The following is a 26,938-nucleotide window of genomic DNA, read 5'->3' as shown; positions in this document are numbered from 1 at the left end:
TTCGGCCCTGTGACTCTTACTGCACGATATAAGTCTTGGTGCCGGAAGTCGACGGGGCCTGCGACTGGTAGTCGTTCGCGCGAATCACTGGTGGCAAACCTGGCTGGCTTGCAGGTGGCAGCGCTCGTGGCTCCCCTGCCCCGCTACCGTAGAACTGTGGAGCTTGTTCGGCGGGGCGAACGACCGCAGATCGAGCAACGCTGGCAGGATCTTGCGTCTCGATTACGAACGGCTTGATTGGAGCCGCAGGTGGCTGGATCGGAGCTGATACCGCAGCAGATTGTGGCTGCGGTGCACGCACAGGCTGGGCAACTTGCGGCAGCGGCTGTTGCTGAATCGGTTCTAACGCAGCGACACGCTCCGGCTGACGGGCTGGCTCGGCCGTCGTAGCCGCCAGCGATGGCGTCGGCTCGTTTGCTTCTTCCCCGTTCATAATCTGTGGCAACGATGGTTCTGCTTGTTTAGGTGCCGCGGCGACTTCGGTCGGAACTGCCGGCTGCTTGAATTCCCACACGGCCGATCCGTTGGCTGCCTGCAATTTGCGAAGCACCGACGATTGGAAGTGGATCACATCGGTCGAGACCGGTTTGCCCTGGGCGATCTGCGGCTTGGTAGACGAAGCATTGGCCATCATCTGCGGTACTTCTGCCGGAGAAGGGACCTCCGCTGGCTTCGCTTCTATCGAGTACGGATTGACCGTCATCGACGGCGTAACCGGCGGGCGTTCGGCCGCGACAAGATCGGTCGGCGACATCGTCGCTTGAGGCTTCGCTGGCTCGGGAACGGCTGGTTCGGCCTCGGTGGCGGTCAAGTTATTGACAATCGTTGCTGGCGTGGCCGAACGGAGTGAACTGCCCGACCAGTCGGTCTTGCGGCGGGTCGATCGCAGCGGGTTCGAGGCCACTTGGGTCGATTCTTCCAAAGCAGGCGTCGCGATCTGAGCGGTCGGAGTGGTTTGCACTGGCGTTGTTTGCGTCGGCGTGCTGGCCATCAACGGCGCCTTCGCTTCTGGCGCTGGCTCGGCCGAAGCACCAGATTCACGTTCGCGGCGAACGTTTTCGAGTGCCAGGTTCAACGAATTGGTCAGCGTAGGCGACGAGCTCGAATTACTCTTGGTCGCTTTGTCGAGCAACGCTTTGTCGGCCCATGGTGTGTTGGTGTAGTTTTCCAGTTGCTGCTTGGCAACTTCCTGCGTCGAGCCGGACATCAGTTCAGGCCGAGGCTGGACAACCGGTGTCGATGTCGGGGCGGCGGCCGGTGTGGAAGCCATTTGCTGCGTTGCCTTCTGGCTGAAGCTGCTGACCACGTCAGGCTGGGCGGCTGGTGTTTGCTGCGGTGGTGCCGAGACAATCTCGGGCAGTTGCGGCATTGGGGTTTTCACTGGAGCGGACGGTGCGGCTGGGTTACCAACTAGTTGTTCGGCCGGGCGAACTTCCGCGGCATGCTTTTGAGCCGGAGGAACAATGCTCGGGGCGGGCGAGGCCTGGGCAGGCATCTCAGCGATTGGTGCTTCGACAGTGGGGGGAGCTTCCGGTTCGCTCTTCTTGCCGAACATCCCTCCGATAAACCGCGCGAATGGTGGCAGTTTCTTGGGCTGGTTGGCCTTCGGAGCGCCGGCGATTTCGGGTTCGGGTGCGGACTCGGCGGCGACGATTTCGTCGAGCTTCGAGTCGTTGCCGCGGGTAAACGGGAAGATGCAACCAGTCACGCTGACGGTCGTCGCGAGGGTGAGAGTCGCGAGGAAGCTGGGGCGAGGGGCTGCTGGCATGATATTCGTCCGCTGGGCTATGTGGCAGGTCCACAGGTTTCGAGCAAGACGCCATGCCCCGAACCGAAATGGACAAAGCGTCCTTTTCGTTTTCGGTCACCAGACTGGTTCCGGTTAAGTAAACTTTGCCGATCTTGCGGATGGTACTGCCGCTAGCAGCCTATTGGATCGGCGACATCAATCGCGATCCGCTGACCGCCAACTGGAACCAGAACGACCGGCGCTGGATTTCGTTCGGATCGACTTCGCAGCAGTGCTCGAAGTCTGCCAGCAGCATCTCTTCCACCGACTTGGCGAAGTCGGTACTAACCACCGCCACCATGATCTCGAAGTTCAAGCGGAACGAGCGGTTATCGAGATTGGCGGTACCGACCGCGGCAATTTCGTCGTCGACCAGCAGGACCTTCTGATGCAAAAAGCCAGGCTGATAGCGGTAGAACCGGATCCGGTCCGCGATTGCCGTTTCATAGATAAAGTGGAAGCTAGATAGGTAAACCAGCAAATGGTCGGGCCGCTCTGGAAGCATGATCCGAACGTCGCAGCCACGAAGTGCTGCTAGCTGCAAGGCACAGATGACTTGCTTGTCAGGCACAAAGTAAGGGGAAGCGATCCAGATCCGTTTGCGGGCCGAATTGATGGCATGCACGAAGAACAAACCGCACGTTTCGATCGTGTCGGCGGGGCCCATCGGCACAACGACCGCGACTTCGTCGGCATCCGTGGCGGGAGCTTCGGTCCAATTCACTTCCGGGGTTTCGCCAGCTGCCCAGTACCAGTCTTCCAGGAACGACCACTGCACCGCTTGCACGGCAGGGCCTTGAATGATGATGTGCGTGTCTCGCCAAGGACCAATCTTGGGAGACAGCCCGAGATATTCGTCGCCGAAGTTGTGTCCCCCGACCGCGGCCAAGTGACCGTCCACCACGACAATCTTGCGATGGTTCCGGAAGTTGAGCTGAAAGCGATTCCCTTTGCCGCGAGTCGTGTGGAAGGCCCGGACGTGGATGCCTTCTTCGCGAAGGTGGTTCAGAAACCGACGCGTCAGTTGATAGCTGCCGATTTCGTCGTACAAAAAGTAGATGCCGACCCCTTCCTTCGCCTTCCGAACCAGCAACTCGCGGAAGCGTTCACCTAGCCCGTCCTCACGGAAAATGTACGTTTGGAAGAGGACATATTCTTTGGCGTTGGAAATCGCTTCGTAAATCGCGTCGAAGGTGGCCTCGCCGTTGACCAGCAGGCGAATCGAATTGGAGTGCGTGTACGGGAAATCGGCCAATCGTTCGAGCACCATCATCGAAGGACGCGATTCAAAATCGGCGACCATCTTCGGATCAACCGCGCGAAAAGTCTGGGTGTGCTCTTTCATGTTCAAGCTACGGATCCGCCGCGTGTTGACGTAGCCCTGAAATTTGCTGCGACCAAAGATCCAATAAAATGGCAACGAAACGTAGGGCACCAGGACCAGCAGCAATAGCCACGCAATCGCGCCTTGCGAAGTCCGGGCCTTCATAATCGCATCGATCGCGGCAAAAAGCCCCAGAATATGCGTGATGGTCACCAGAACGCTGACGATGGTTAACGATTGAAGGTCCAACAAGGGATTCAATTCCTATGGGCGACCCTCATTTGCTGTTAGGGCCGCATTTGCGATGATGGGACTTCGGACGGATCAGTTTATACCGCGGAGCATTTCCATGTCGATTCACATCCATCGAATCTATACCCGAGCCGGCGACGGTGGCACCACGGCCCTGGCCGGTGGCGTTCAGGTTTCCAAGTCTTCGCTCGAAGTCGAGTCGTATGGCGAATCGGACGAACTGATTAGCCACCTTGGGGTGGTGCGTGCCTTCGCGACCCAGCTGCCAACCAGCCCTCATCCCGAAATTGCTTCCGAGACCGACGAGGTCTTTCTGAAGATCCAGAACACGCTGTACGAAGCGGGGGCCGTGCTGGCCTCGGCCAATCCACCCTCCGCCGAGGCTGTCCAGTACGATCCCAAAAATGATGCCCGGGTCAAGTTCCTCGAACAGCGGATCGATGCCTATCGGGATCGCTTCGCGGCAATCGATGGGTTTACGATCCCTGGCGACTGCATGTTGAGTGCCCATGCCCATGTGGCTCGAACCGTTTGTCGGCGGTGGGAACGTGTCCTGGTCCGACGACACGAACATGCCCCAATCGAGCCGTGGGTATTAGCTTATGCCAATCGCCTGAGCGACTATCTGTTCGCTTATACCCGCTGGGTTACGGCCTTGCTCTCGGCGAACGAACCGCTCTGGAAAGGTAGCTCGCCGCAGGTGGAAAGCTAAGCCGCGGGACCGTTTCGGTCCCTATTTTCTGCATGAAAAGCGTCGATTTGGGACGAATTATGCTGGCATGGCTTGACCACGCGAAGGGTTGCCAGATGTGTCCTATCCTTGGAATATGAATATGCACGGGGCGAATTTCCGCCGAAATTTGCCGCGCGACATGAAGTTAACGCTGCAATTCAGAAGACGAGGGCCACGTGATGATGTTTCCTAGGTTGACCATCGGTTTGTTGTTGTGGGTAGTAATGATCTGCCCCATTCTGGCGCAAGAGGAAGCCGCCCCGGCGAAACCAGCCGAGTACGTCCCGGTCACGACAATCAATCCCAACATCCCGACGGATCAATTGAAGATCATCGTCAAGCCGCTGACCAAGTCAGAGCTGGAGGGGGAAGCGAAGGCCTGGTTCGAACTGCTTCGCAATAAATCTCGCCAGATCGCCGCCGCTCAACTGGGGATCAAAAAGACCAACGAGGCGATGGCTACCAATGATCAAGAGGCGGCCAAGAACACGCTCGAACAAGTTCAAGCGGTGAAAGCGAAGGCGGAAGAAGACGCCAAGAAGGCCGAGCAGCAAATTACCGAGGCCGCTCAGAAAGAACTGGGCCTGGAAGGAATGAAGGTCGGCGACCCACCGAAAGAAGAGCCGGCTGAAGAGCCTGTCGCGGAAGAAGCCCCAGCCGAGGATGAGGCTGCCGAAGAAAAGCCCGCCGAGAAAACGGCCGAAGCGGAAAAGGCAGTCGCCGATACGAAAGGGCAACTGCTCGTTGACGTCACGGTGCTGCAAGACGAACGATCTTCGCTGATCAACCGATTGAATATCGTGCTGACCTCGCTCGAACTGAAGGGTGGCGATGGCGCCGAGTATCGTAAATACATCAGCGCAGTTTCTCCGATTGAAGTCGACACTTCGGACGTGACCGCGACCTGGGCGACGCTGGTCGGTTGGCTCGTTTCCAAGGAAGGTGGTCAACGCATTGGCTGGAATGTAAGCGAATTCATCCTGATTCTGATCGCCAGTTGGCTGATTGCGAAATTTGTGCAATTCGTCACGAACTGGTTGCTGGCCAAGAAGCTGCATCTAAGCCAGCTTGCCGAAAGTTTGATTGCGAGAACGATCAAGAACGTCGTGATGATTGTCGGTTTCGCCATCGCACTGACAGCGCTCGAGATCGATATTACGCCGATCGTGGCGGCGATTGGTGCGACGGGTCTGGTCGTGGGTTTGGCACTGCAAGGTACGTTGAGTAACTTCGCCAGCGGCTTGATGATTCTGATCAATCGTCCGTTTGATGTCGGCAACGTGGTGACTGCCGGCGGAGTGACTGGGGTGATTCATCAGATGAACCTCGTTTCGACCACCTTCAAAACGTTCGACAACCAGACGATCCATGTGCCGAACAACTCGATCTGGAACAACGTGATCACGAACATCACCGCGAACCATACCCGCCGCGTCGATATGGAATTCGGAATTGGTTACGATGACGATTTCGAGCAGGCAGAACAAATCATCCTCGATGTGGTGAACGCCCACGAGAAGGTGCTCAAGAAGCCGGAGCCGCAGGTCATCACGCACGACCTTGGCGAATCGTCGGTGAATATTGTCTGCCGACCATGGGCACGTACCGAGGACTGGTGGCAGGTGAAAACCGAGGTCATCCGTGAAGTGAAACGCCGCTTTGACGAGGCAGGCATTTCGATTCCATTCCCTCAACAGGATGTGCACTTCCACACCAAGATCATGCCTCCGGTCGACCAGGGTTAATCGCGGCGGCCTTACGATAAGGCGTCGGAAAGCAGAAAGGGATATCAGGCAATGCCGGCAGACTTGGCGATCGTACTTGGATTGTTGGTGACCTGCATTGTCTTGTTCATCCTGGATTGGCCCCGGATGGATATCGTGGCCCTAGGCGCCATGGTGGCGATGCCTGTACTGGGGATCATTACCCCGCACGAGGCCTTCGCAGGCTTCTCCGACCCGAACGTCGTCCTGATCGCGGCGTTATTCATCATCGGCGAAGGCATCACTCGGACCGGCATCGCTTTACAAGTCGGACGCTGGCTGGCGAGGAAAGCGGGCAACAGCGAAGCCCGCTTGATTGTGCTGCTGATGCTAAGCGTTGGCTTGCTGGGCAGCGTGATGAGTTCCACCGGGATCGTGGCGATCTTCATCCCGGTCGTGCTGAACGTTACGTCGCGAATGAAGATTCACCCAGGCCGCATGATGATGCCGCTTAGCATTGCCGGCCTGATCAGTGGCATGATGACGCTGGTCGCCACGCCTCCCAATATGATCGTCGATAGTGCCCTCGAATCAGAAGGCGTGGAAGGCTTCGGCTTCTTTTCGTTCACCCCAATGGGGCTCTCGATTCTGATCGCCGGCACGCTGTATATGTTGGTGGCAAAAAACTGGCTTGCCACTGGAACAACCGTGGCCGGGGCGAACAAACGTCGGCGGACCTTCGCTTCGTTTATCGAAGAGTATCGTCTCGAACAGCGAGCCTTCCGCCTACAGGTCCCCTACTCTTCCGATCTGGTGGGACGAACGCTGGGAGAACTCGATCTCCGCCAACGCAACGGCGTGAACCTGATTGGTATCGAGCGGATGGGACGTGGTCAGCCGCGACTCTTGAATCCAATTTCGCAAACGGAAATTCGGCCCGGCGATATCTTGCTCGTCGATCTGGTCACCCCAGAAAACGACCTGCAGAAGTTTGTCGAAGAGCTAGGGCTGTCGGTCTTGCCGCTGGAGGGATCCTACTTCAGCCAGCACTCGCAGAATGTTGGCATGGCGGAAGTGGCGGTCTTGCCGGAATCGGCGATGGTAGGCAAATCGCTGGTCGATCGAAAGTTTCGCACCGAGCACGGCTTGAGCGTGATTGGCCTCCGGCGAGGCGGCGAAGCGATTAGCGGAAACGTCGCTGAAGAGAAGCTGCGAACTGGCGACATCTTGCTGGTGATCGGGCCGTGGAAGCAGATCGATTCGTTGCGATCGCAAAAGCGAGACTTCCTGGTGTTGTCGTTGCCGGTGGAAATGGACGACGTGGCACCAGCGATCAGTCAGGCTCCATGGGCGTTGGCCAGCGTTGCCGTAATGATCGTGTTGATGGTCAGCGGCTGGGTGCCCAACGCGCTGGCGGCATTGATCGCTTGTTTTCTTTTAGGTGCTTCGCGCTGCGTCGATATCGAGACCGCTTACAAATCGATCCGCTGGCAAAGCATCTTTTTGATTGTCGGCATGATGCCCTTCGCCATCGCACTCGAGAAGACGCATGGCATCGAAATGGCGGTTTCATTTCTGATGAGAGTGCTCGACGGAGCCGAAGTGCACGTGCTGGTCGCCGTGCTGTTTGTGCTGACGACTGGCTTCAGCCTGGTGATCTCGAACACGGCGACAGCGATTTTGATGGCCCCTATCGCGATGAGCATGGCGAAGCAGTTGGATGTTTCCCCCTACCCATTCGTGATGACCGTGGCAATCGCGGCCTCGGCGGCGTTCATGACTCCCGTCGCTTCGCCGGTGAACACCCTAGTGATGGGCCCAGGTCAGTATCGCTTCGGCGACTACATGAAGATCGGACTTCCCTTCACGTTGATTGTGATGGCGATGTGCGTTGTGCTCATCCCTTGGTGGTACGCCTAGCGGGTGTGGCTTATACCTGGTTGGCAAACCACCACATCGTTCCGCCGGAATCCCGCACTCCCCCACGCAGATCGTCATCTTCGCTGCGCTGTACTGGTTCCATGATTGCTTCGGCCCCAGCTTCGATCGCCTTGCGATAAGTCTCGATCGCATCGGGAACATAAATATGAATGTTGGCTGGCATCGGTGGCCACTGTTCGTTTCCTTCGGCCAACATCAAGACGGTATCGTCGATGCGAACTTCCGCGTGCATCACACGGCCGTCCGGGCCATCGAATTGCCGCAGCACTTCTGCATCGAGCACTTTTTTCAGGAAGGCAATCGTCTGCGCGGCACTGGGAACCAGCAGATAAGCGGACAGCGAGTTATAGCCTTCTGGCTTGAATGGTTTGGGCATGACGGCTCCGGCTTGGCAGGCTGGTGAAAGGGATGAATTTCGTAGTTTATCGCATCGAGTGTCCGGGAAGGAATCGAACTCGCATGATGATTTTCCAAAGTTTTTTGGGGACCCTGTCGATTTGTGTGTCGCTGGCACGACTAAGGGGTGAAGTTAAAATGCTTTCACCAACTTTTAAACCTCAACAGAAGGTGTCGAATCATGCGAGTTATGGTTATCGTCAAAGCCACCAAGGAATCGGAAACCGGCGTGCTCCCTTCGACGGAATTATTGGAAGCGATGGGCAAGTTTAATGAAGAGTTGGTTGCCGCCGGCGTCATGCTTTCTGGCGATGGCCTGAAGCCAAGTTCGGCCGGTGCTCGCGTGACGTTTTCTGGCGACGAGCGAATTGTCACCGATGGCCCTTTCGCAGAAACGAAAGAACTGGTCGCTGGCTATTGGGTGTGGCAGGTCGACTCGCTGGCCGACGCGATCGCTTGGGTCAAAAAGTGCCCTCCTCCGATGGAAGGCGAATCGGTGATCGAGATCCGTCCGTTTTATGAATTGGAAGATTTCGCCGAAATCGATCCGACCGGCGAGTTGCTGGAAAACGAACGGAGAATGCGCGAAGAACTGGAAGGCAAGTAAGCGAGCCTTCACTTGGGAGGCGGGTCGGAGTTGTCACGCAAACAGGCAGCTCCGGCAGCCGTGTCGTAACAGTCGTCCCACAGCATCAGCTTGCCTCGTTTGAACATCAGCAGGTTCGATACCCGAATGGGCGTCTCCATAGGACGACCGATCGGATGAATCCACGAGTCACCCCAGATGACCGCATTGGGCCCCTGGCAAAAGTACTGATAGTGCTTCGTGTAATCGTGCCCTTTGGGGACCTCGAGCACTGAGAAGAAAATCCGAAAGGTGCGGTCCATCGCATCAATTCCGATGTGCTCGCCCGCGAACGGGATCTCTTCAGGATTACCTGCCACGCGAAATACGCAATCCTCGGCAATGTAGTCACGAATGTGACTGATCGTGTCTTGCTGATAGGTGTACACGGCGTGGATAAATCGCTGTGCCAATCCAACCGGATCGCAGGCCAGATCTTCCCAGAAGATCTTCTGCTCTTCCTCTTCGCTGAAGGCATCTGCCAGGTCGACGATCGTATCGAGCGCGATTGGTGAGCCTGCCTCTGCCTTGCTGATCAGTCGTTCGCTGTAGCCTGCTCGCTTCGCCAGATCGGCTTGGGTCCAACCGTTGCGGAGGCGTAGCTGTCGTAGGAAGTCGCGATTACATGGATATGTGCGATTCATTTTCTGCTTGTTGTGACACTCAAGTCGTGGGGGTATCGTCGGGATAGCAACGGCAGAGTCGTCTCCGACGATCTAACAGCTACCATATTCAGAGATACAAAAAGAACCATTCTGCTAGTAGGGGGACATAAACTGTTACCTCGCAACTAGATATAAACTTCGATCAATCTGCGGCCGCTGACTTGGTTTCTTGGCCATCACCTCGCATACCGCGGGGCAACCAGGGTATTTCGAGGTTGAGGCAGCGTGGCCGCTCGCAATGCGTCTTTCGTTGCCATCAATGACACCCTGAGGGGGAATCCTTAAACGCGCATTGGCAATTTGAAATGCTAGTCGTTTTGCGGGTGTTTTCCGTCGGCTCCTATGCTTACGCGTTAAATCGGAAATGGGTGGACAATAACAAGGCACAATTTTGATCCGAAAATTTGTCCGCAAATTTTTTTGTAATGGACCATGTTTTCATTCCACCTTGCGGCTGGGCGTTCTGGTAGCGTTCCTGGTACCCCGCCAGGGCTACGGTAGGCTTTTATCAGGGGAAACGAGCTGGCAGGGGCAAGCGTGACAAACTTTGTCGGTTTGCTGCACGCCATCTCCAAGGACTTCCCCGGCGTGCCTCTTCACACGCCGGGGAAGTTTTTTTCCTGCCGGGTAGAAGGGTGTTCTCAGAACGGGATCGATTTCGCCTCGAACGCATCAGGCGATTCGTACCAACTACAGAGTCCCGCGTACGCTGTATTCTCATGCGTCGCTGTCGAGATTGACTCTGTCAAAAGTCAGGGTAATTGCAGATATGCCCTGACTTATCCGATCGAAGAGGAAGCGGAAGCTTACTTGCTGCCGACGCTCATTTGCAGCTTCTCCATCACCTCGTCGAGGTTGAAGCTGGCTGCTTTCTGACGCTGCGGGAATTCCTCGAACGTTGCCAGGAACTTACCCACATAGTCTTGCGCCGGAACGAGCAGGAACGAACGTTCCAAGACCCAGTCGTAGTACGTGTTCGACGTGATGTCGGCACGTTCGTATGGGGCGATTCGCAGGTTGAAGATCTTCGGCACACGCAGCGTGACAAAAGGTTCCGACCACACCTTGAAGGTCCCCGGGGCACGCTGTTCCATGAAAACCAGCTTCCAGTTGTCGTACCGGACGCCGGTGACCTGCTGGTCGTCGTTGCAATAGATGAACGAGTTGCGTGGGCTCTCTTCGGTTTCGCCGGTGAGATAAGGAACGAGGTTGTAGCCGTCGAGGTGCACCTTGTAGGTCATGTCGCCATACTTGGCACCTTCCATCAGCTTCTCTTTCACGTCTGGCGCTCCGGCCATGGCCAGCAGCGTTGGGAACCAGTCGTGGTGACCGATGATCTCGTTCGAGACCGAGCCTGGCTTGATCTTGCCGGGCCAGCGGACCATGCAAGGCACGCGGTAAGCCCCTTCCCAGTTCGAGTTCTTCTCGTTGCGGAACGGCGTCATCGCGGCATCGGGCCAGCTATTCATGTGCGGGCCATTGTCGGTGCTGTACATGACAAACGTGTTGTCGGCGATGCCGGCATCTTCGATGGCTTGAAGAATCGTCCCCACGTTCTTATCGTGGTCGATCATGGTGTCGTGATAATTGCTTTGCCATTCGCCTGCCTGACCGACGCTTTCCGGCTTGGTGTGAGTCCGGAAATGCATATGCGTGAAGTTGCTCCACAGGAAGAACGGCTTGCCTGCGGCAGCTTGACGCTTGATGTATTCTGCCGAACGAGCAGCGATGTCGTCGTCGATCGTTTCCATTCGCTTGCGCGTCAGCGGACCGGTGTCTTTGATGGTCTGCTTGCCAACCCGGCCAAATCGGGGATCGACCGTTGGATCGTCGACGTCGGTCGCCTTGCAGTCGAGAACGCCACGCGGACCAAACTTCGCACGGAACGCAGGGTCTTTGGGATAGTCAGGATGCTCTGGCTCTTCTTCGGCATTCAAGTGGTACAAGTTGCCGTAGAACTCGTCGAACCCATGCACCGTGGGCAGGAACTCGTTGCGATCTCCCAGGTGATTTTTGCCGATCTGAGCGGTCGCATAGCCATAGTGTTTTAGCAGGGTTGCGATCGTGGGGTCTTCTTTCTGCAGTCCCAACGTTGCTCCTGGCAGACCGACTTTCGTCATCCCGGTGCGCAAGCCATGTTGACCAGTAATCAGCGAAGCCCGACCAGCCGTGCAACTTTGCTCGGCATAGTAGTCGGTGAAGATCATGCCTTCCTTAGCAATCCGATCGATGTTGGGCGTCTTGTAACCCATCAGGCCCATCGAATAGGCACTGACATTTGACTGCCCTATATCATCGCCCCAAATCAGAACAATGTTGGGGCGTGTTGTATCTTCCGCGGATACTTGCAGGGTAAAAATGCCAGTGGAGAGTATGGCTACGGCGATTGCCACAACGGAATGACGAACGGATCTTAACCATCTCATGGTTGTCTCCCAATTCCTTATCTGGGCGCGAATTCGCAGGGAACGAGCGTTCCCCTCTTAGATGAGCTTCAATGCGAATTAGAGAGGAGCCTGATTTGGCTTTCTACGCAAATTTCGTAGAAGGCGTGGTTTTTCGCCAATTTCTAACATGCGCGATGGTTTACTGGTTTCAAGAGCGGGCTTGAATCAGGAAGTTGTCGATGAAAGACGACAATTCGTCAGCCAGCTTGGTGAATGGCATGAAGATCACAATGCCAAGTGAGAATCGCGTGATATTTATCACGTAGGAGATCGGTAACCGTTCGACAGAGCGAGAGAACTAGCTCGATCAAGTGTTAACCGGATCGACGCATCTGGGCGTATCCAGTGGTCGTTAGCGAGAAGGCACCGTTGAATCGTTCTCTGATTAAGAACCGTTTGGCGACCAGGCTGTTGAGGGCAGGCGTCTTCGTATCAAGATCGATGCCATTGAAGCAAAGCATCTCGCCTGGTTCCATATAGAACTTGCGGAACGTTCGCAGCACAGATTTTTCTCGATCGGACAGCATGATCAGGGCCTCGAAGGTGAGTGACGGAATTCGACATAGAGGCTGATTCCTTTCAGTCTTCGTTCCCACCTTCAGCCATGAAGGCGACTATTTCTCAGGCGTCCGGTTGTATTTTGCGGTCTTGCCGCTTCTTTCGCTTTTCTTCTGCTTTGCGTTTCTTCTCAACTTCTCTACGGCGTTTTTCGACGGTGTTTTGGTTTTTAGCCACAGCGCTCCGATGGCAAGAAAAGATAGGGCGCGCACGCGAGTGAATCACTTGCGTGCGACACCTATTGATAATTCTCAGAGTTCCCGTTTACGGGAAGTCAGACGAAGCGATTAATAGCGGCGACCGCCACCACCACCGCCACCACCGTAGCCTCGGCCACCGCCACCACCGCCACCACCGTGGCTGCGATTTTCGCGAGGCTTAGCTTCGTTGACGGTCAGATTACGGCCATTCTGCATCGATTCGTGGAGGCCATCGATCGCGGCTTGCGCTTCGGCATCGCTGCCCATTTCGACGAAACCAAAACCTTTGCTACGGCCGGTGTCGCGGTCGATAACGACCATCGCTTCTTGCACAGAACCGTAATTACCGAACAAACGTTCGAGGTCCGAGCTGGTGGTTTCGTACGAAAGGTTACCGCAATAGAGTTTCTTACCCAACATTCATCTCCTGGGTTGAGGACATCAGGGACTGGCAATTGCCGCGCCCGAAAGAAAAAAGAAGGTAGTCGACATATCGACTTACCAGGTGGGACGGGCGAAAGAGCGTCGGGGACCAACCCTTAGAGAAGGGGTGAAAGCTTTTGTCACGATCGACTGACCAACCACCAGCAATTTACACCTTCCCCCGCAAACTAGATAGGGCAAATCGTGCATTTAATCGAGATAAGCCCAAAGTAGTTCATGAAACGCCATTAGAATGAGCGTTAATTCGTGCTGCGTCTCCATGTTGCGTTCTCCCTTCGATCGATGCCTTGGCACTCTGGTCGAGTTGGTCCATCGCTTCCTGAATCTTGGCTACAAACGGAGTTAGCTCCGACTTCTTCAGGCCAGGTGGCACAGGAATCGGCTCCCCTGCCATGATGACGATGCTCGAGAACGGCTTGGGGACCAGCAGCGAAGACCACGTTCCCTTCCAACGCCAGCAATTCGAACACGCGACGCCGGTGGGGACGATCTCGCGTCCCGTCCGCGACGCCAGGAACACAATGCCTGAACTCATCGTACGATTCGGGCCGCGTGGGCCATCCGGGGTAATCACCAGGTGACGACCCGCCAGGGTTTCGACCAATTCGCGAATGGCAACCATGCTGATGCGTCGCGTCGACCCGCGCACGGTTCGGATCTGCCGGCTTCGCAGGACATTCGCCACAAACGAGCCATCGCGATGCAAGCTGGTCAGCGCGGTCGTAAAGCGATGGCGACCACCGAAGACCGGCAACACCATCGAGTCGTGCCAGACGGCGTACAAGAATCGGTCAGGGCAATCGAGTTGATAAGGACTGGTGCCTGGCGATTGCGTCAGGATGGTGATCTTCAGCGTCCGAAACAGCAGCCAGAGCATCGCGGCAAAGAGATATGCCGCGATCAGATTCAAAAGGGCCAAGATGAACTTCAGGAGAATGCTCGCGATCGAAACAAGAGGGGGTGGTTACTGAGAAACAAGTAGCTGAAACGTACGTGTCTTACTACCAAGCCGCAAGGTTGGTTGCCACATTCTAGGGAACAAGTCCGAAGAATTTACTCAGATGCCAGCAAGGCAGCACCCCAGCAAAAGCTCCGCCCGCCTCTACCCATCGAAGCCAAGTGCCCCCGGGAGGAATCGAACCTCCGACCTGCGGTTTAGGAAACCGTCGCTCTATCCCCTGAGCTACGAGGGCAAGTGCCGTTTTCCCCGTGTTTTAGCCATTTTTTTGGGCCTTGGCACCAAATCTTGGCACTAAATTGCGAATGACTAGTCGGGGGCTGCAAGTCGCGGCTTCGCTGGACTGGCATTCCGGGAACATCGTCATGGCTCGCAAGCACTTCGGCCGAAAACGGGGAAGTCGGAACAAAGGATTTTTCTATCGTAGCGGCACAGGTTGGTACTCAAAAGAGGGCGGCAGGTTCACTCCCCTGACGGATGAAAACGGGAACCGGCTGAAAGACCCGGAAATCAAGGAATCGGTCGTTAAAAAAAAGCCTACGCCCGCTTTCTGGCAGCAGAAAAGCAGGCCATGGTCCAACTAGTGACCGGCGTTACCGTTCAGGAAGTCTGTGAGGCCTATCTGGCCAACTGCAAGGCGAACGACTCCCCAGCCACCTTCGTGATGCGTTCGACCAGCCTGTTCGATTTCTGTTCCGGTTTTCCGGGGAAATACCGGGACGGGCGAAAGCGGAATCCCAAGGATCGCATCCACGACGGCTTCGGAGGCATGCCAGTGGAAGACCTGAAGCCAATCCACGTCGACCAATGGCTCCAGGCCCATCCCGGCTGGAACGGCTCCAAACGCTCCCACATCCAGGGCCTCAAGCGAGCGTTCAACTACGCGGCCAAGCAGGAGATGATCCCCCGAAACCCGATCAAGGGTTTCAAGGCTCCTAAGGGAAATGGCCGCGTTACGTACATCGAGCCAGAACAGGAGGAGGCAATGATTGCGAACACCAACAAAGCCTTCGGCGAGGCCATTCGCATCCTGATCCGCACCGGAGCCAGGCCAGGAATCGAATTCGCCAGCCTGACGGCTGCCCACGTCACCGACCACGGCGACAAGATGGAATGGGTGTTCAAGGCCGAGGAAGCCAAGACAGGCCGGAAGCGGATCATTTACGTGATCGATCCCCATGTCATGGCGATCGTACGCCGTCAGATCGAACGCCATCCCACTGGCCCATTATTTCGCAACACCCGTGGAAACCCCTGGACCATAGAGGGCCTGCGGCCATCCTTCGACCGAGTTCGACGCAAGCTGAAGAAGAAAGGAATCGCTCTCGACAAAGACGCCTGCGTCTATTCTTTCCGGCATACCTATGCCAAACGGTGCCTAGACGGGTATTGGACGCGGAAGCCGATCAGCGTCGAGACGCTGTCGAAGCTGATGGGAAATTCTGTTGAGATTTGCCGCGAGCACTACTTGGCTTGGGATCAGAGGTATACTGAGCAGCTTTGGGCAGCTTGTTAGGCCAATAGACGCAATGTAGCCTAATAGTTTAGCCTGTTATTCTCATGTTCTTTCTCGATGCGTGACATTTGAGTGAGAGTGACTTCCGAAAAATGGGCCCTGGCCTCGATTCAGCATTGGATCATTTATGGCATTGCATTTTCGAAAAGACAGTCCGAATGGAATCACGCCCCCGAATCCGGATGTTTCGGTTTCCCCAGTTGATCATATTACGAAGGCACGAGGAAAAAAAACGCAGTATACTTCAGTGTCTGAATCGGAGGATTCTATTCGCCACTTCAGTGGTCAATGCTACCGTTGTGAAAGCAGCGAAATCGTCAGCGAGGGACACGAGGTATTGTTGCACGCAGATTTGCTCATGTTATTGAGAACAACTGCGCTGGGGGCACAGAGAGCAGAGAAAATAAAGGCGGAGCGAGCACTCCAATTGGCAACGCGAGCTCGAGAAGCGTTAATCGATTGGAAGTTTGATCTCAAGGGCGTCGCGAGAAAAGATCGAATCACGCATAGCGCATCTCAAATCCAGAAGTTTTTTGTCCGTGCATGAGCAATGAAGAATCCATTTACATGTGATAATTGCGTGTTCAATCCATCGCAATATCAAGATATCGGGACAACTGTAGGGTATTGCTTGAAGCACAATAGTTTATTGAAAAGCTCCTCGCATACCACCTGTCGATTTTTACGCAGAAAAGACTTGCCAAGCTTTGTTGCTGAGGAGTCTGAACTCGAGCATGCTGAGGAGTTTAAAGATACGTCAGGGATAGTGTTCTACTACGGTAAAGTAAAGCACGAGAAGAGACGCTATTCTGAGAAGCACGCTTGGCAGACGAATGATTTTGATCAGAGACTGCACGACGTCGCGATCTATTATAAAACCCGCAAGAGGTGGGTCTTTCTCCAAGCCTTACAGGGTTCTCGTAATCCCGTGATCAATTTAATACAGTCATGTCTAGTCCGACGGTATATCTCAAATTGCGGGAGCAGTGTCGATAACTATCGTTTGATTCTTGCAGTGACTCAGGATCTTCTAGAGTCCATTGAACTCAAGGTTGCTGATTTTCGCTACGAAATATCGCCAGATGAATTCAAGCAACTTAAGGACGGCTATCAGAGAGACGTCGTGCTGATTCGACTCTACGCCGTGCAGGAGTACGGCCATCTTATTAAGAATGATAATATTAAATGGATAAGTGACGAGCTAAATGGCAGCTTCCTCTCATCCTGGGAGGAGTATTCCCTTGCGGTTCGACAGTTAGTTCCGACAATTCGTCGGCGGATCATTGAGCAGGCAGAGAAAAAGGGAGTGTTCTTTACTACCAAGCCAGCCAATAAAGACGAATTGAACCTTGAGTGACGTAAAGCCAATGGTCGATCGGTGCACGCAAATTGCCTACAGAGAGACCTAATGTTTAACTGATTATTGGTAACCAATTCTCACGGTAACTTGCCGCAATAGATTGTCAACTTCTGCCGCATTTGCTGCGTCGAACGCTCTTTGTTGACCTTTGTATTTGAAGGGTGTATTCGCGTCCCAGAAGAGCCATCGTGAAATTCTAACTCGCCATTCGTCAAGGTGATGACTGTTTGCCCTTTTTTCTTTTCGCATTCCGATTTCCCAGATTTGCTCAGTAGATCCAGCATCGAGAATTTCAAATGGGCTGGAATCCGCGATGCCTATTCCGACGACACCCTTTCCTTTTGCCCACATCATTACGAAGTCGTCTTGGCTGACATTTGCCATTTGAGGGTATTCAATTTCAACTGGCCAAGCGGCAGCAACATTCATTCTTCGCATTAGCCTGGAGTGCTCCCCAAATCCTGATCCATCCGTTATGAAAGATCCAGAGCCCATTCCGGCAAAGGATTTCTCATGAGTAAGAAGCGACGGCGGCATTCGGCCGAACAGATTATCAAGAAGTTGCGGGACGCGGATGCCATGTTGGCCTCTGGCAAGAGCGTCGGTGAGGTGCTGCAGAGCCTGGAGATCAGCGAGGCGACGCTCAGTCGTTGGCGTTCGCAATACGGCGGGATGAAGAGCGAAGAGGCGAAACGTCTGAAGTCGCTCGAAGAGGAGAATGCTCGGCTGAAAAAAATCGTCGCCGATCAGGCCTTGGACATCTCGATGCTCAAGGAAATCGCCAAGGGAAACTGACGACCCCTCAGTCGCGGCGCGAAGCGGTCAAGCAGCTTCAAGAGAACTATTCGGTCTCCGAGCGGCGGGCCTGCCGGGTGCTCGATCAGCCCCGGTCGGGCCAACGATTCGAGGGAAAGCCGAAAGACGAAGACGCTCGCCTGACCAAGCGAATCTTGGAGTTGGTTCGCGAGCGGCCTCGTTGGTGTTATCGCCAAATCGGTCAGCTGTTGCGACGCGAGGGGGAGTCATTAAACATGAAAAAGATGTACCGACTTTGGAAAGCGGCCGGGCTGAAAGTTCCACAAAAACGCCGGAAAAAGCGGGCCACCGGCGTCTCGACGAACGCATGTCATGTGCAGCCAGCCGGTTTCATGCACGACGTTTGGACGTGGGATTTCATCCAGTCGTCGACAATCGTCGGCCGGACGATACGCTTTTTGAACATCGTTGACGAGTACACACGTCAGTGCCTGGCGATCAAAGTTGGCCGCAGCATCACAAGCGAAGATGCGATCGACACGCTGGCCGAGCTGTTCGCGATGTACGGCGTGCCGAAGCGGCTTCGTTGCGACAACGGCCCCGAGTTTATCTCGACGGCGATCAAGCAATGGCTCGACCGGATCGGCGTGGAGGCACTTTACATCGAGCCAGGCTCACCCTGGCAAAACGGCTTGTGCGAAAGCTTCAACAGCCGCTTGCGTGACGAATACCTGCACCAGACCGACCTGCTGAGCGAGGCGGACGCGAGGATCAAGGCTCGTGCCTGGCGAGAGGATTTCAACGAGCGACGCCCCCACAGTAGCCTGGGCTACCAGACGCCGTTGGAGTTCGCGCGTCGCTGTGCCGCTTCCACTCCAGTCGCTCCGCTCCCTCCGCTGCAGCAGCACAGCGAGCCTCGTGAATCATTACCTGTTTCCCAGTCTGTTCTTTCATAACGCTTGGTACAGAAAATTGGGGCAGGCCAGGGGGTGATTCGCATCCGGATCCCGTAACGCGATTGCAAGAATTTCTCGATAAATATGTTGATCAATATGCTGGCATGAATGATGAACACAAAGACCAGCTCTGGTATGCCGTTGCCGTGACGCTTTATTTATACTTGATCAGTAGTGGACGGCATGGAACGCTGCCCAACACCGAGGACTCTCGGGCCCTTACTCTCAGGATACTCCGATCACTCGATTAGATATTCCAGCGTGAATCGGTCACCCCGTCCTTGTGCATTCTATCGACAATGTAATGGCGTTCGATACGTCGAACGGCCTCAATGGGCACTAGTTCGAATGCTCGTACAGAGCTGAAAAACGGAAAGCAATATTCGACCACCCCACAAAGTCCGACATGTTCCCCATCGTTGAAGCCAATCCCCTGCAGCTTGAAAAAGGACTAACAATTAGTCAGCGATTTTAACGAACACGTGTAGTGTGGTGAGCCCAACCCAGCTCCTAGTTCTTACGCATGCAGATGCTTCAGCATTTTATTTTGGGCGGCAACGTTTAAGGCGGTGGGAGCTTCTTTTTAGGAGTGAACGAGATCAATGGTACTCCGTGTTTCTGAATCAGCTTGCGCGCAGTGACGAACGACTCGATAAGCAATTGAGTGTCCTCTGGCCGGTCGTGGCAAATCGAAAGGCTATGGGAAGTAAGGGTTATCGTACCAACTGCTCCTGTAATTTGCAGTTCGCAGTACGTTGCTTCGCGGTCGTAGGTGATCGTCAGATCAGGAATCTTCGCAGCCTCAACGGCATCGATGAAGTCATCGATCTCGAGCCAATTGGGAAGCGAGAATTCGAGTGTGTCGAATACGTCGTCAAACACTTCGGCAAATGCCGCGCAGGTAATCTGGTCCGGGGCCTTGATTGCATCAACGGTTTTCGTCCAAACGACTTCGCCTAGCTCGTCTGGGTTCAACTCGAGACTGACTGAGTAATTGAAGTAAGGAGTGACGATCGTGCCCGTACCATCCCCTGGCTCTGAAACATCCAGATCTCGACGTGCGAAGCCAAATGCCTTCCTTAACTTGTCATAGGTTGCATCGAGGTCGGTTTTTAGGTCATCCGAACCACAGCCGGCCGCGAATAAACGAGTAGTGTCGCTGTATCCGTCGGGGACTCGGTAACTTTTCTTCCAACCGGACAGGCTTTTCAACCCTTCGGACTCCTCGATCTTAAATAGCAACTCAGCCATGACATTGCTACCCTTACTCGCCTTCTCGCGGCGTTCTTCGAGAACGGGCCTTAGATCAGCAAGGAGAAAGTCACCGCTCAAGGCACCATACATCCAAGGTGTTTGATCGTGTTTAGTGGTGTACGCCTTGTTCAGAGTTCGCGGCACTTCGCCCTTTAGGTAGTTCTGCAGCGAGTTCCCGGTAAGCATGCCGCGTTCGAGCGCTAAGGGAGCATCGCCTCGAAACGCTTCTATAATGTGATATGTCCAAATGCCATGCTGAAGGTGCATACTTGAATACGAGCTTTCGTCAGAACGACAAGCTGCAAAACAGACACAGTGTTTTGCAGCGTCGAGAAATTCTTCAAGTTCATGTTCCTTCAGATTGTCATAAATGCCACGAAGTCCAGACGTGGCTTTGATTCCACTTTCGCAACAGTCGAGGAAGAACGCGATTCGATCACAGTCCGACGCTTGCATCTCGCTGAAGATTGGAGCTAGTGAGACACTCGTTCCATCCCAGTCCGCGTCTAAGGTGTCATGACACGTCAGGAAGTTCTTTGCACCCTTAGAGAATCCGTGTCCGGCATAGTAAAAATAGAGAACGTCTCCTTTCTGCAATCGCTTGATGACCTTTCGTACCCGAGATTCGATTACACCTTTCGTGGCTTGATTGTCGATGAGGATCAACTGGCCAGCCTTATCGAAGCCGTGAAGTTCAAGCGCGTTCGAGAACTCCACGGCATCCCGCCTTGCGTAGGCGACGTCGTCGATGTTCGGGTCCGAGTACTGTTCGACGGCGATAATAATTGCGTACTTCTTCATTGCTTGATTGGCCCCGGCGGCTTGACTCTCGCGACAAATTCCCAATTTTAGTCGGCAAATACGCCGGACAGCAACTGCTGACCTACCCTGATTGCTCGTTCCAACGTCGTGAAACGCTGGCAGCACTCCCGGAAGAGATTAGCTCTCGCCCGATAAACCGTTGAGAAATTCGCTTCGGCTACATCGACCGATGCTACGGGCTATTTAATGACGAAACGTCCTGGGATGGCAGAAAGTCGCAAAATCGTAATTGCGATTGTGATCCTGACCGCTAGTTGCAATCAAGCCTGCCATAGCGAGCCACGGCATGGCCACCGGCAATCAGGGCACAGGATAGCTCCCTTCCTTCCGATTCACAGCGGCCTATCGTCCTGCCGTAATGATCGACGGAGATCGCCGCACACTTCGTGAGGCCGTGCGTTAAGTATCTGAGGTATTCCCGCGAGGCGATTGGATCGCCCAGCGTACAATCCCTGCCCTGCCTGCAATGCCCTGGCATCTCCGGGGCATCGATTCCGGCAAGTCGAATCCGTACACCCTGGCAATCGAACGTATCCCCTTCAATGATGCGAGGCCGCATGCATTGAATCAACTTAGACTCATGCTCGGTAGTTATGAACTCATCATTCTCAAGCCAGCTGCCAACGAGATAGGCCACGACAAATACCCCTGTCACGATGAGGAACTCAACACGCCGATCGCCTGCCATTAGCAGGTGCAGTGACGATTGTCTCCGCCCGCCTCTCCTCTTTCTCCTGAATCGATGCATGCTCGCCCCGTGATCCTTCCTGCCACTTCAGCCAATCGAGCATCAAGGCCCTCCTCTGTCAACGATCAAGCTTCGACGTCCTCATACCGATGCGAAGGGCACCCTGCCCATCTCCCCGGTGGTTTGCGTCCAAGAGTATATGCCATCACGCTGATGCTGCGAGACGAGCGTCGCAAATACTGAAAGTCGCAAAATCGTAATTGCGATTGTGCGGCTGGCTGCGGGTTTGCAAGAGTTCGCCTCGCGACGTTCCTCCAGGTGGCATTTGGCGGATCACTGCTTTCTAACTGGCAGTTCGCGACCTGCCCCCCTCCTCTTTTCGTTTGCTGGCCAACTCCCACGTCGTCCTTTGGATGGCACTTATCGCAGCCATCGCCGTCCGCGCAAGGGAGAAAAATCGGCTCCCCCTGAAGGTCGCCCCCAATTTTTCCCCTTGCCCGGTGCGCTGCGCCCAGCTGGTCCGGCTGGTCCGGCTGCTTCGAACGTGGCCATCAGGCCGCGATGGGCGTGGCCCGAAACACAAACCAAGAGGAGAAAGATTATGTCTGATACGAACGCCAACAACACCAGCAAGGCCCCCAGCCATGCCGTCTACCAGGTCCGCGACCGCGAGGGCAAGAAATCCATCTGGACCCGCATCGGTTCCGCCTGGGCACATTCCGACGGCAAGGGATTTAGCGTTCAGCTCGAATCGTTGCCGCTCGATGGCCGCATCACTCTGCGTGATGTCAAAGAACAGAAGTAATCAACCACCGGGGCGGGCATGGAAGCCCGCTCCTCACAGGAGGACTAAAACAATGCTTATCATTCCAATGAATGCACTCTTTCCACTCGGCCAGATCCTCGCAACGAGCAACGCCCTGGATCATCTGACACCTGAAGAAATCGCGGAAGGCCTGCAACGAGACGCTTCCGGCGACTGGGGCAACGTCGATCTCCATGATGCACAAGTCAACCAGGATGCCCTCGACGTTGGCAATCGCTTGCTATCTGCCTATGGCGAAGGTGATCGACGATTCTGGATCATTACCGAAGCGGATCGCTCGGTGACGACCATCCTGCTTCCCTCGGATTATTGAGGGAGGCAGCGATGACCAGAGTCGATCCCTCGAAGTTTAACATTTCCGCCGATTCCGAAAGCAGGAATGAAGACCGAGCCAACTGGGCTGAATATGCCGTGGTTGCTTTTCAAAGTGTGACCGGCGTTGACGATCTCAATGCCTTGATCGACCTGCTGGCCGATCTCATGCACTGGGCAGACCGAAACGATCGGGATTTTGAAGCAGCGTATGCCATGGCCCGCAAGCATTACGAGGCGGAAACCGCCAGCGATTCGCAGGCCAAGCTTACTCCGTTCGACGATTACGAGATTCATGGCGTCCGTGAATTCGGTCGGGGCAAGCAGCGTTTCTGCGAGCAGGTTCCCGATGCCGAGGCCCAGTTCTGGAGCCTCTATGGCCATATTCCCGGCCAGGGACTGGAATGCATCGGCGACTTCGATTCCCGCAGCTTTGCCGAAGAAGTGCTGGCAAGAATCCGTGGCCGAACTGGTTAGATGCAGTTCTTCGCTCCGATGTCGCAACCCGGCATCGGAGACTACCCGCCAAACAGCCAGTTGATGCTTTCCAAGACATACTCAAAGGCTTGCATGGCGAGCCAAATAATGAACAGCGCGAGTAGCAGAAACAGGATGTGACCTGCAAGGATGAGGCGTTCCAGGTTGAATTGTGGAGTCTGCCCATACATTGGCGTTGAGGTGTATCGCGTTGTTTTCGCCATGGGAATAGAAGCGGGCGTTGCTGTCGCCATTGTCGTGGAAACGGATGGCACGCTACGACGGTCTGAGCTTCGCCGCCTTCTTCCTTTGCAGAAATGCTGTCCATTCCGATCCATCGGAATCGTCACGCCATCATAGCGTGTTTTGAAATATATCTCATCATCGCAAGAGTCACAGGGGCGCATTGGTTGCCTCGCTTTCAGTCCCTTGATCGCGAAAACCGGAATCCACTTTCATCTTTCTTCGGTGGATGGCGACGCGGTTCTTGAGTCACCATGATCTATTCTTGAAATTAAGCGTGCTGGCAGTTATCAGCCATATCCCCAAAGCCAGGCCTGCCAGCACTGCGTCAGTCACCTGACCAAATCGGCGTTCCTGTTTCCATTGATGATGCCCCTGCCATGATGGTTTTCTACAGACTTCTTCCCTATGCACGGCATAGGATCATTTTCCCCGGGAAAATGATTTCCAGCTTTCATTCATGCCATCTTTCTTGCGGGCTTTCTAGCAATCTTTCAGTCTTGCCGTCTGGCATTCATGCTTGCTGGATTGACGGCTATCATGCCTACATGCATGACGTCTTTCTTGTGGGCAAGATTTCCATCTTGCTTGAAAGCTTTCTTTCCTTCATGACCGCAAGATGTCCAGAAGGATGGCTGGATTTCCGGAAAGACAGGCAGAACGCCAGATGGAAAGCCTTCTGGAAAGAATGCTTGCCAGATAGATGGAATGCTGATAGCGTCCCCCGCATGATCATTGCGGTAGCGAATAGCAAAGGAGGCGTTGGAAAATCGACCGTCTCCGTTCACCTGGCCGCCTGGCTTCACCGACAGGGGCATCGCGTCACTCTGGCTGACTGCGATATGCAGCATTCCTCGATGCAATGGATCAAGGAAGCTGCACCAGGCGTTCACACCGTCTGCTTTGATTATGCCAACGCCATTCTTAACGAACTGCCAGCCTTGGATGGGGAGTGCGACTTCGTCGTCGCCGATGGTCCCGGCAGCCAGTCAGAAACAAGTCTTGCTCTTCTGCTTCGAGCACATAAAGCCATCGTTCCCTGCAAGGCCAGCATTTTGGAGGTGAGGGCGTTGGCCAAGGCCACGGAAGCGTTGCGGCAAGCTCAAGATATACGAAATGGGCATCCTGAGGCGAAGATCGTCCTGAGCATGGTCGGAAAGAATTATCGCCTAACGCAAGACATGAAAGCAGCCGCCAAGTCACTGGGACTGCCAATGGCTCACACGGCTTTGATTTTACGGCAGATTTATGCGGATGCTCCCGGACAGGGAGCGGTGGTAGAGATGTTGGGGGCACGGGCCAAGGAAGCCGCCAGGGAAATCGACGCCCTGTTTCGTGAGTTGGTTCCAGAGGCCGTTGCGACGGCATCCGGCAAACGGAAACGGGCTTAGGGGAGGGACGGCATGGCAGAACGTAGAAGCTTGGTAGAAGGATTGAAAGCCACCCCTTCCGTCGATCCAAAAATCGAAAAGGAATTTGTCTTTGGCAATAAGGCGTCGTCCCAAGAAGCGATCGCGGAATCTCCCAAAACCGTAAAGACGCCAACCGTTGGCAGGGTCGCTCTTAGCACCCGGATGCGGGCAGACTTGGCGGAATCCCTTAAGCGGGCCTCGCTGCAACGGCAGTTGGAAAAGGTCGAGCCGAACACGCTTACCGAGATTCTGGAAGAAGCGGTGGAGCCATGGCTCAAGAAGCATGGCTATCTGGATTGAACTTAGCCGTGATCTTTTGGCAAACTTGGCTGTTCGAGTAACGGCAGTTCGGCTTGGCGTGAAGCATCCTTCAAATGATAGGATTTGACGAACGCCAGGCGATCGCCGTTGAACATAAAGCGAATGTTGACAAAGAACACGCCGTCGCTGGGGCTGCGATAGAGGAATTGCTTTTCCAGCAGTTCCCGCACACCACGCTGGTAGGTCCGATCACTCAAGCCATGGTCTTTCGCGGCGTACAGATTCAGCTTGATTTCATCGGAGCCTGAATTCGCTCGCATCTGATGATAGACGAGCTCAAACACTTGAATCCCCGTCTTGGAAAGACCGGCGGCCTGTTTAATACCATCCAGAAACAGCTTGACAAAACGCGTGGTATCGACCTCTTCTTCCCACCAGAAACCCATGCCGCCGATGCCTTCAATTTCGCCGGTACTGTGATCGACAATCATGGAGGCCTTGCCACCGGGGACATGGAATCGCTTACTGCGAGTCGCCATGCCGTTGGAAGAGGGAATACTCGGATTGGTGCGATAGACGGGAAAGCCCCGCTTGGTGGTGATCTGATTGCCGTTTCGCTCTGGAACTTGGCGTTCTTCCGTCATTTTGTACCTCCCGTTTTGTCACTAGACGGACACGACACTGGCACAACAACGACAAAAGCTCAAGCGTTTTTTGACGGTCTACCGCACGATCTTGTCGGTCGACCTCCAAAATATGTCGTTTCCCATCGCGAAAAAACAATGGGTTACGGGGTCTCCTTTTCTTATAGTTAAAACCACCTCCTGATTTCGACGCCTGAGCGCGCCTCCAGCACGCTGGCGAAGGCGTCGGAAGGGGACATCAGTTTCCAAGAGCACGACGAGTAGTCAAAACCTGTGGATAAGTCTCTGAGTGGATAGGAATTCCAAGCCATTCCCGTCTGAGGAATGCACAATGTCCGAATTGGCATGCAGGAAGAGGGAGGAGCCAACCCATCCGACTAGACCAAAATAAACGCCCAAAAAATGTTAGCAGAGAACACGTACCAGCTTTTTCGGACTCCCATCTCGCCAGAGGACATTTCAATGCTGTAAGGGGCATTTCCGTGACGAGCTACTGATCTGTGATTTCTCAATATGTCTCAGCACACTCGGATTGGATGCATCCGAATGCTACACTTAAAATGCCTGACTTAGTCACAAGTATGATTTGCAATATTCACACGTTGAATTTGGGAGACGATAGACCATGAAAATTGCAACTTGCATCGTCGCGTTTATCGCATTTGGATATTTCGAGACGGCAATGGCAGATCCACACAATCATCTGTCGCAAACAGAAATATCCGATAAACAATCGAAAGCCCAGGTTGTAAATGCGATCGTGAAAGATCGAGAGGGGGATGGCGATGTGGCGGAAAAGCCGGAGCGGAGATGCGCATTTAGCGGCAGATGTGGCAGTTTTACGATCTTGGGCCCACTTGGCACCGCAGCCTATAAGATCGGAGGAAAAGGGTATATTGCGGATCTAGTTGTTTCTGATCCGGATCCGAATTGGTGGCTTTATAAGCCTGTGTCAAACGGCGATCCGTCCACAAAGATGTGGGCGTTTGCACGAAAGCCACGGTGTGGAAAATATTCCGTTCTGCGTTTTTCTAATGGAGCATGGCGAGTCTATGAGCGAACGGAAGCCTGGGGACAAGGACTGGGAGAAGACGGGACATTTGCTGCTGAGCCCACCTATGGAGCTCCTGGTGCGTCGATTGATGAGGTCTTGGACAAACTTCGTGACATTGAGGGCAAATTAAAAGCCATTCAACCTGGCCCGAGCCCTTCTTTGTTGGATCTCGAACGCAAAATCGAGGCCGCCCGATAAGTCTCGTTTCAATGTTCTCGACAATTTGCTTAAGTGGGGACAGCAGCTAGATGTTCCCACTCAGGGATTCATCCCGATGAAGCCAAGATCATCCGAAATCAGCGAGTCGGGATAACCAGAAAGA

General features: G+C 54.5%; 27 protein-coding genes and 1 tRNA gene. 15 read left to right on the top strand and 13 right to left on the bottom strand.

Features of this window, described 5'->3' with window-relative positions; all coding sequences use genetic code 11:
* Positions 1-16: 16 nt before the first annotated feature.
* Together ABD890_RS03055 and cls are read right to left on the bottom strand one after the other, a co-directional pair.
* A complete protein-coding gene (locus ABD890_RS03055) occupies positions 17-1,768 on the bottom strand; it encodes a hypothetical protein (RefSeq protein ID WP_345085753.1) in 1,752 nt (583 codons plus the stop codon).
* A gap of 160 nt (positions 1,769-1,928) precedes the next feature.
* Complete coding sequence (gene cls, locus ABD890_RS03050; protein WP_345085751.1) at positions 1,929-3,365, bottom strand: cardiolipin synthase; 1,437 nt, start codon at positions 3,363-3,365, stop codon at positions 1,929-1,931.
* A gap of 97 nt (positions 3,366-3,462) precedes the next feature.
* Here cls and ABD890_RS03045 point away from each other — a divergent pair, with 97 nt between their 5' ends.
* The 3 genes from ABD890_RS03045 to ABD890_RS03035 all read left to right on the top strand — a co-directional run bounded on the left by ABD890_RS03045 (position 3,463) and on the right by ABD890_RS03035 (position 7,721).
* Positions 3,463-4,077, top strand: coding sequence for a cob(I)yrinic acid a,c-diamide adenosyltransferase (locus ABD890_RS03045; RefSeq protein WP_345085749.1), 615 nt, complete (start codon positions 3,463-3,465; stop codon positions 4,075-4,077).
* Between the two features lie 200 nt (positions 4,078-4,277).
* Complete coding sequence (locus tag ABD890_RS03040; RefSeq protein ID WP_345085747.1) at positions 4,278-5,843, top strand: mechanosensitive ion channel family protein; 1,566 nt, start codon at positions 4,278-4,280, stop codon at positions 5,841-5,843.
* Between the two features lie 51 nt (positions 5,844-5,894).
* Positions 5,895-7,721: an SLC13 family permease gene (locus ABD890_RS03035; protein WP_345085745.1), complete on the top strand. Its 1,827-nt coding sequence runs from the start codon at positions 5,895-5,897 to the stop codon at positions 7,719-7,721.
* Between the two features lie 10 nt (positions 7,722-7,731).
* On the opposite strand, the gene ABD890_RS03030 is transcribed toward ABD890_RS03035, so the two are convergent.
* Positions 7,732-8,118 (bottom strand): VOC family protein, encoded by a 387-nt coding sequence (locus ABD890_RS03030; RefSeq protein ID WP_345085743.1) that lies wholly within the window; start codon positions 8,116-8,118, stop codon positions 7,732-7,734.
* 201 nt (positions 8,119-8,319) lie between these two features.
* On the opposite strand from ABD890_RS03030, the gene ABD890_RS03025 reads away from it, so the two are divergent.
* Positions 8,320-8,745 (top strand): YciI family protein, encoded by a 426-nt coding sequence (locus ABD890_RS03025; RefSeq protein WP_345085741.1) that lies wholly within the window; start codon positions 8,320-8,322, stop codon positions 8,743-8,745.
* An 8-nt stretch (positions 8,746-8,753) separates the two neighbouring features.
* Here ABD890_RS03025 and ABD890_RS03020 read toward each other — a convergent pair whose 3' ends face one another.
* From ABD890_RS03020 to ABD890_RS02995, 6 genes are all read right to left on the bottom strand, one after another.
* Positions 8,754-9,407 (bottom strand): helix-turn-helix domain-containing protein, encoded by a 654-nt coding sequence (locus ABD890_RS03020; protein ID WP_345085739.1) that lies wholly within the window; start codon positions 9,405-9,407, stop codon positions 8,754-8,756.
* 827 nt (positions 9,408-10,234) lie between these two features.
* Positions 10,235-11,854: an arylsulfatase gene (locus tag ABD890_RS03015; RefSeq protein WP_345085737.1), complete on the bottom strand. Its 1,620-nt coding sequence runs from the start codon at positions 11,852-11,854 to the stop codon at positions 10,235-10,237.
* Between the two features lie 335 nt (positions 11,855-12,189).
* Entirely contained in the window at positions 12,190-12,402 is a 213-nt protein-coding gene (locus ABD890_RS03010) for a hypothetical protein (protein WP_345085735.1), read from the bottom strand.
* A gap of 318 nt (positions 12,403-12,720) precedes the next feature.
* Positions 12,721-13,053 carry an RNA-binding regulator gene (locus ABD890_RS03005; protein WP_345085733.1) on the bottom strand — a complete coding sequence of 111 codons (333 nt, stop codon included), beginning with the start codon at positions 13,051-13,053 and terminating at the stop codon, positions 12,721-12,723.
* A 238-nt stretch (positions 13,054-13,291) separates the two neighbouring features.
* Positions 13,292-13,996, bottom strand: a complete 705-nt coding sequence (locus ABD890_RS03000) for a lysophospholipid acyltransferase family protein (protein WP_345085731.1) — start codon at positions 13,994-13,996, stop codon at positions 13,292-13,294.
* A 201-nt stretch (positions 13,997-14,197) separates the two neighbouring features.
* Positions 14,198-14,270: transfer RNA gene (locus ABD890_RS02995), tRNA-Arg, on the bottom strand.
* Between the two features lie 130 nt (positions 14,271-14,400).
* On the opposite strand from ABD890_RS02995, the gene ABD890_RS02990 reads away from it, so the two are divergent.
* The 3 genes from ABD890_RS02990 to ABD890_RS02980 all read left to right on the top strand — a co-directional run bounded on the left by ABD890_RS02990 (position 14,401) and on the right by ABD890_RS02980 (position 16,908).
* Positions 14,401-14,619: a hypothetical protein gene (locus ABD890_RS02990; protein ID WP_345085729.1), complete on the top strand. Its 219-nt coding sequence runs from the start codon at positions 14,401-14,403 to the stop codon at positions 14,617-14,619.
* Positions 14,619-15,551: a tyrosine-type recombinase/integrase gene (locus tag ABD890_RS02985; RefSeq protein ID WP_345085727.1), complete on the top strand. Its 933-nt coding sequence runs from the start codon at positions 14,619-14,621 to the stop codon at positions 15,549-15,551. Before ABD890_RS02990 ends, ABD890_RS02985 begins: the two co-directional genes overlap by 1 nt.
* A gap of 580 nt (positions 15,552-16,131) precedes the next feature.
* On the top strand, positions 16,132-16,908 hold the full coding sequence (locus tag ABD890_RS02980) for a hypothetical protein (protein ID WP_345085725.1): 777 nt from the start codon (positions 16,132-16,134) through the stop codon (positions 16,906-16,908).
* 63 nt (positions 16,909-16,971) lie between these two features.
* Here the strand turns inward: ABD890_RS02980 and ABD890_RS02975 are convergent, their stop codons facing one another.
* On the bottom strand, positions 16,972-17,340 hold the full coding sequence (locus tag ABD890_RS02975; protein WP_345085723.1) for a hypothetical protein: 369 nt from the start codon (positions 17,338-17,340) through the stop codon (positions 16,972-16,974).
* Between the two features lie 84 nt (positions 17,341-17,424).
* On the opposite strand from ABD890_RS02975, the gene ABD890_RS02970 reads away from it, so the two are divergent.
* Both ABD890_RS02970 and ABD890_RS02965 read left to right on the top strand, forming a co-directional pair.
* Positions 17,425-17,706 carry a transposase gene (locus ABD890_RS02970; protein WP_345085721.1) on the top strand — a complete coding sequence of 94 codons (282 nt, stop codon included), beginning with the start codon at positions 17,425-17,427 and terminating at the stop codon, positions 17,704-17,706.
* On the top strand, positions 17,703-18,623 hold the full coding sequence (locus ABD890_RS02965) for an IS3 family transposase (protein WP_345090815.1): 921 nt from the start codon (positions 17,703-17,705) through the stop codon (positions 18,621-18,623). The genes ABD890_RS02970 and ABD890_RS02965 overlap by 4 nt, the downstream gene beginning before the upstream one ends.
* Before the next feature lie 561 nt (positions 18,624-19,184).
* Here the strand turns inward: ABD890_RS02965 and ABD890_RS02960 are convergent.
* On the bottom strand, positions 19,185-20,678 hold the full coding sequence (locus tag ABD890_RS02960) for a caspase family protein (protein WP_345085719.1): 1,494 nt from the start codon (positions 20,676-20,678) through the stop codon (positions 19,185-19,187).
* A gap of 1,310 nt (positions 20,679-21,988) precedes the next feature.
* On the opposite strand from ABD890_RS02960, the gene ABD890_RS02955 reads away from it, so the two are divergent.
* The 3 genes from ABD890_RS02955 to ABD890_RS02945 are packed head-to-tail and all read left to right on the top strand — an operon-like array spanning position 21,989 to position 23,002.
* On the top strand, positions 21,989-22,192 hold the full coding sequence (locus ABD890_RS02955) for a hypothetical protein (protein WP_345085717.1): 204 nt from the start codon (positions 21,989-21,991) through the stop codon (positions 22,190-22,192).
* Positions 22,193-22,244: 52 nt separating this feature from the next.
* Entirely contained in the window at positions 22,245-22,526 is a 282-nt protein-coding gene (locus tag ABD890_RS02950) for a type I restriction endonuclease subunit M (protein ID WP_345085715.1), read from the top strand.
* An 11-nt stretch (positions 22,527-22,537) separates the two neighbouring features.
* The gene (locus ABD890_RS02945) at positions 22,538-23,002 is read left to right on the top strand and encodes a hypothetical protein (RefSeq protein ID WP_345085713.1); all 465 of its coding nucleotides are present in this window, start codon (positions 22,538-22,540) and stop codon (positions 23,000-23,002) included.
* A 41-nt stretch (positions 23,003-23,043) separates the two neighbouring features.
* On the opposite strand, the gene ABD890_RS02940 is transcribed toward ABD890_RS02945, so the two are convergent.
* Positions 23,044-23,226: a hypothetical protein gene (locus tag ABD890_RS02940; protein WP_345085711.1), complete on the bottom strand. Its 183-nt coding sequence runs from the start codon at positions 23,224-23,226 to the stop codon at positions 23,044-23,046.
* A 399-nt stretch (positions 23,227-23,625) separates the two neighbouring features.
* Here ABD890_RS02940 and ABD890_RS02935 point away from each other — a divergent pair, with 399 nt between their 5' ends.
* Together ABD890_RS02935 and ABD890_RS02930 are read left to right on the top strand one after the other, a co-directional pair.
* Entirely contained in the window at positions 23,626-24,636 is a 1,011-nt protein-coding gene (locus ABD890_RS02935) for a nucleotide-binding protein (protein WP_345085709.1), read from the top strand.
* A gap of 12 nt (positions 24,637-24,648) precedes the next feature.
* Positions 24,649-24,957, top strand: coding sequence for a hypothetical protein (locus ABD890_RS02930; protein ID WP_345085707.1), 309 nt, complete (start codon positions 24,649-24,651; stop codon positions 24,955-24,957).
* 2 nt (positions 24,958-24,959) lie between these two features.
* Here ABD890_RS02930 and ABD890_RS02925 read toward each other — a convergent pair whose 3' ends face one another.
* Positions 24,960-25,562 carry a hypothetical protein gene (locus tag ABD890_RS02925; protein ID WP_345085705.1) on the bottom strand — a complete coding sequence of 201 codons (603 nt, stop codon included), beginning with the start codon at positions 25,560-25,562 and terminating at the stop codon, positions 24,960-24,962.
* Between the two features lie 625 nt (positions 25,563-26,187).
* Here ABD890_RS02925 and ABD890_RS02920 point away from each other — a divergent pair.
* Complete coding sequence (locus tag ABD890_RS02920; protein WP_345085703.1) at positions 26,188-26,814, top strand: hypothetical protein; 627 nt, start codon at positions 26,188-26,190, stop codon at positions 26,812-26,814.
* Positions 26,815-26,938 lie beyond the last annotated feature (124 nt).

It is taken from the genome of Bremerella cremea (assembly GCF_039541315.1).
GTDB classification, from domain to species: Bacteria; Planctomycetota; Planctomycetia; order Pirellulales; family Pirellulaceae; genus Bremerella; species Bremerella cremea.
Note: the sequence above shows the minus strand (reverse complement) of the source record. Positions and strands in the feature narration are given on the sequence as shown.

Excerpts from the sequence above, each read along its gene's own strand:
- ABD890_RS02960 (WP_345085719.1), bottom strand. The coding sequence starts at position 20,678 with ATGAAGAAGTACGCAATTATTATCGCCGTCGAACAGTACTCGGACCCG.
- ABD890_RS02945 (WP_345085713.1), top strand. The coding sequence starts at position 22,538 with ATGACCAGAGTCGATCCCTCGAAGTTTAACATTTCCGCCGATTCCGAA.
- ABD890_RS03020 (WP_345085739.1), bottom strand. The coding sequence starts at position 9,407 with ATGAATCGCACATATCCATGTAATCGCGACTTCCTACGACAGCTACGC.
- ABD890_RS02990 (WP_345085729.1), top strand. The coding sequence starts at position 14,401 with ATGGCTCGCAAGCACTTCGGCCGAAAACGGGGAAGTCGGAACAAAGGA.
- ABD890_RS02925 (WP_345085705.1), bottom strand. The coding sequence starts at position 25,562 with ATGACGGAAGAACGCCAAGTTCCAGAGCGAAACGGCAATCAGATCACC.
- ABD890_RS02935 (WP_345085709.1), top strand. The coding sequence starts at position 23,626 with ATGATGGTTTTCTACAGACTTCTTCCCTATGCACGGCATAGGATCATT.
- ABD890_RS02975 (WP_345085723.1), bottom strand. The coding sequence starts at position 17,340 with ATGAATGTTGCTGCCGCTTGGCCAGTTGAAATTGAATACCCTCAAATG.
- ABD890_RS02950 (WP_345085715.1), top strand. The coding sequence starts at position 22,245 with ATGCTTATCATTCCAATGAATGCACTCTTTCCACTCGGCCAGATCCTC.
- ABD890_RS02955 (WP_345085717.1), top strand. The coding sequence starts at position 21,989 with ATGTCTGATACGAACGCCAACAACACCAGCAAGGCCCCCAGCCATGCC.
- ABD890_RS03015 (WP_345085737.1), bottom strand. The coding sequence starts at position 11,854 with ATGAGATGGTTAAGATCCGTTCGTCATTCCGTTGTGGCAATCGCCGTA.
- ABD890_RS03030 (WP_345085743.1), bottom strand. The coding sequence starts at position 8,118 with ATGCCCAAACCATTCAAGCCAGAAGGCTATAACTCGCTGTCCGCTTAT.
- ABD890_RS02930 (WP_345085707.1), top strand. The coding sequence starts at position 24,649 with ATGGCAGAACGTAGAAGCTTGGTAGAAGGATTGAAAGCCACCCCTTCC.
- ABD890_RS03010 (WP_345085735.1), bottom strand. The coding sequence starts at position 12,402 with ATGCTGTCCGATCGAGAAAAATCTGTGCTGCGAACGTTCCGCAAGTTC.
- ABD890_RS03040 (WP_345085747.1), top strand. The coding sequence starts at position 4,278 with ATGATGTTTCCTAGGTTGACCATCGGTTTGTTGTTGTGGGTAGTAATG.
- ABD890_RS03035 (WP_345085745.1), top strand. The coding sequence starts at position 5,895 with ATGCCGGCAGACTTGGCGATCGTACTTGGATTGTTGGTGACCTGCATT.
- ABD890_RS03005 (WP_345085733.1), bottom strand. The coding sequence starts at position 13,053 with ATGTTGGGTAAGAAACTCTATTGCGGTAACCTTTCGTACGAAACCACC.
- ABD890_RS02920 (WP_345085703.1), top strand. The coding sequence starts at position 26,188 with ATGAAAATTGCAACTTGCATCGTCGCGTTTATCGCATTTGGATATTTC.
- ABD890_RS03045 (WP_345085749.1), top strand. The coding sequence starts at position 3,463 with ATGTCGATTCACATCCATCGAATCTATACCCGAGCCGGCGACGGTGGC.
- ABD890_RS03055 (WP_345085753.1), bottom strand. The coding sequence starts at position 1,768 with ATGCCAGCAGCCCCTCGCCCCAGCTTCCTCGCGACTCTCACCCTCGCG.
- ABD890_RS02940 (WP_345085711.1), bottom strand. The coding sequence starts at position 23,226 with ATGGCGAAAACAACGCGATACACCTCAACGCCAATGTATGGGCAGACT.
- ABD890_RS02970 (WP_345085721.1), top strand. The coding sequence starts at position 17,425 with ATGAGTAAGAAGCGACGGCGGCATTCGGCCGAACAGATTATCAAGAAG.
- ABD890_RS03025 (WP_345085741.1), top strand. The coding sequence starts at position 8,320 with ATGCGAGTTATGGTTATCGTCAAAGCCACCAAGGAATCGGAAACCGGC.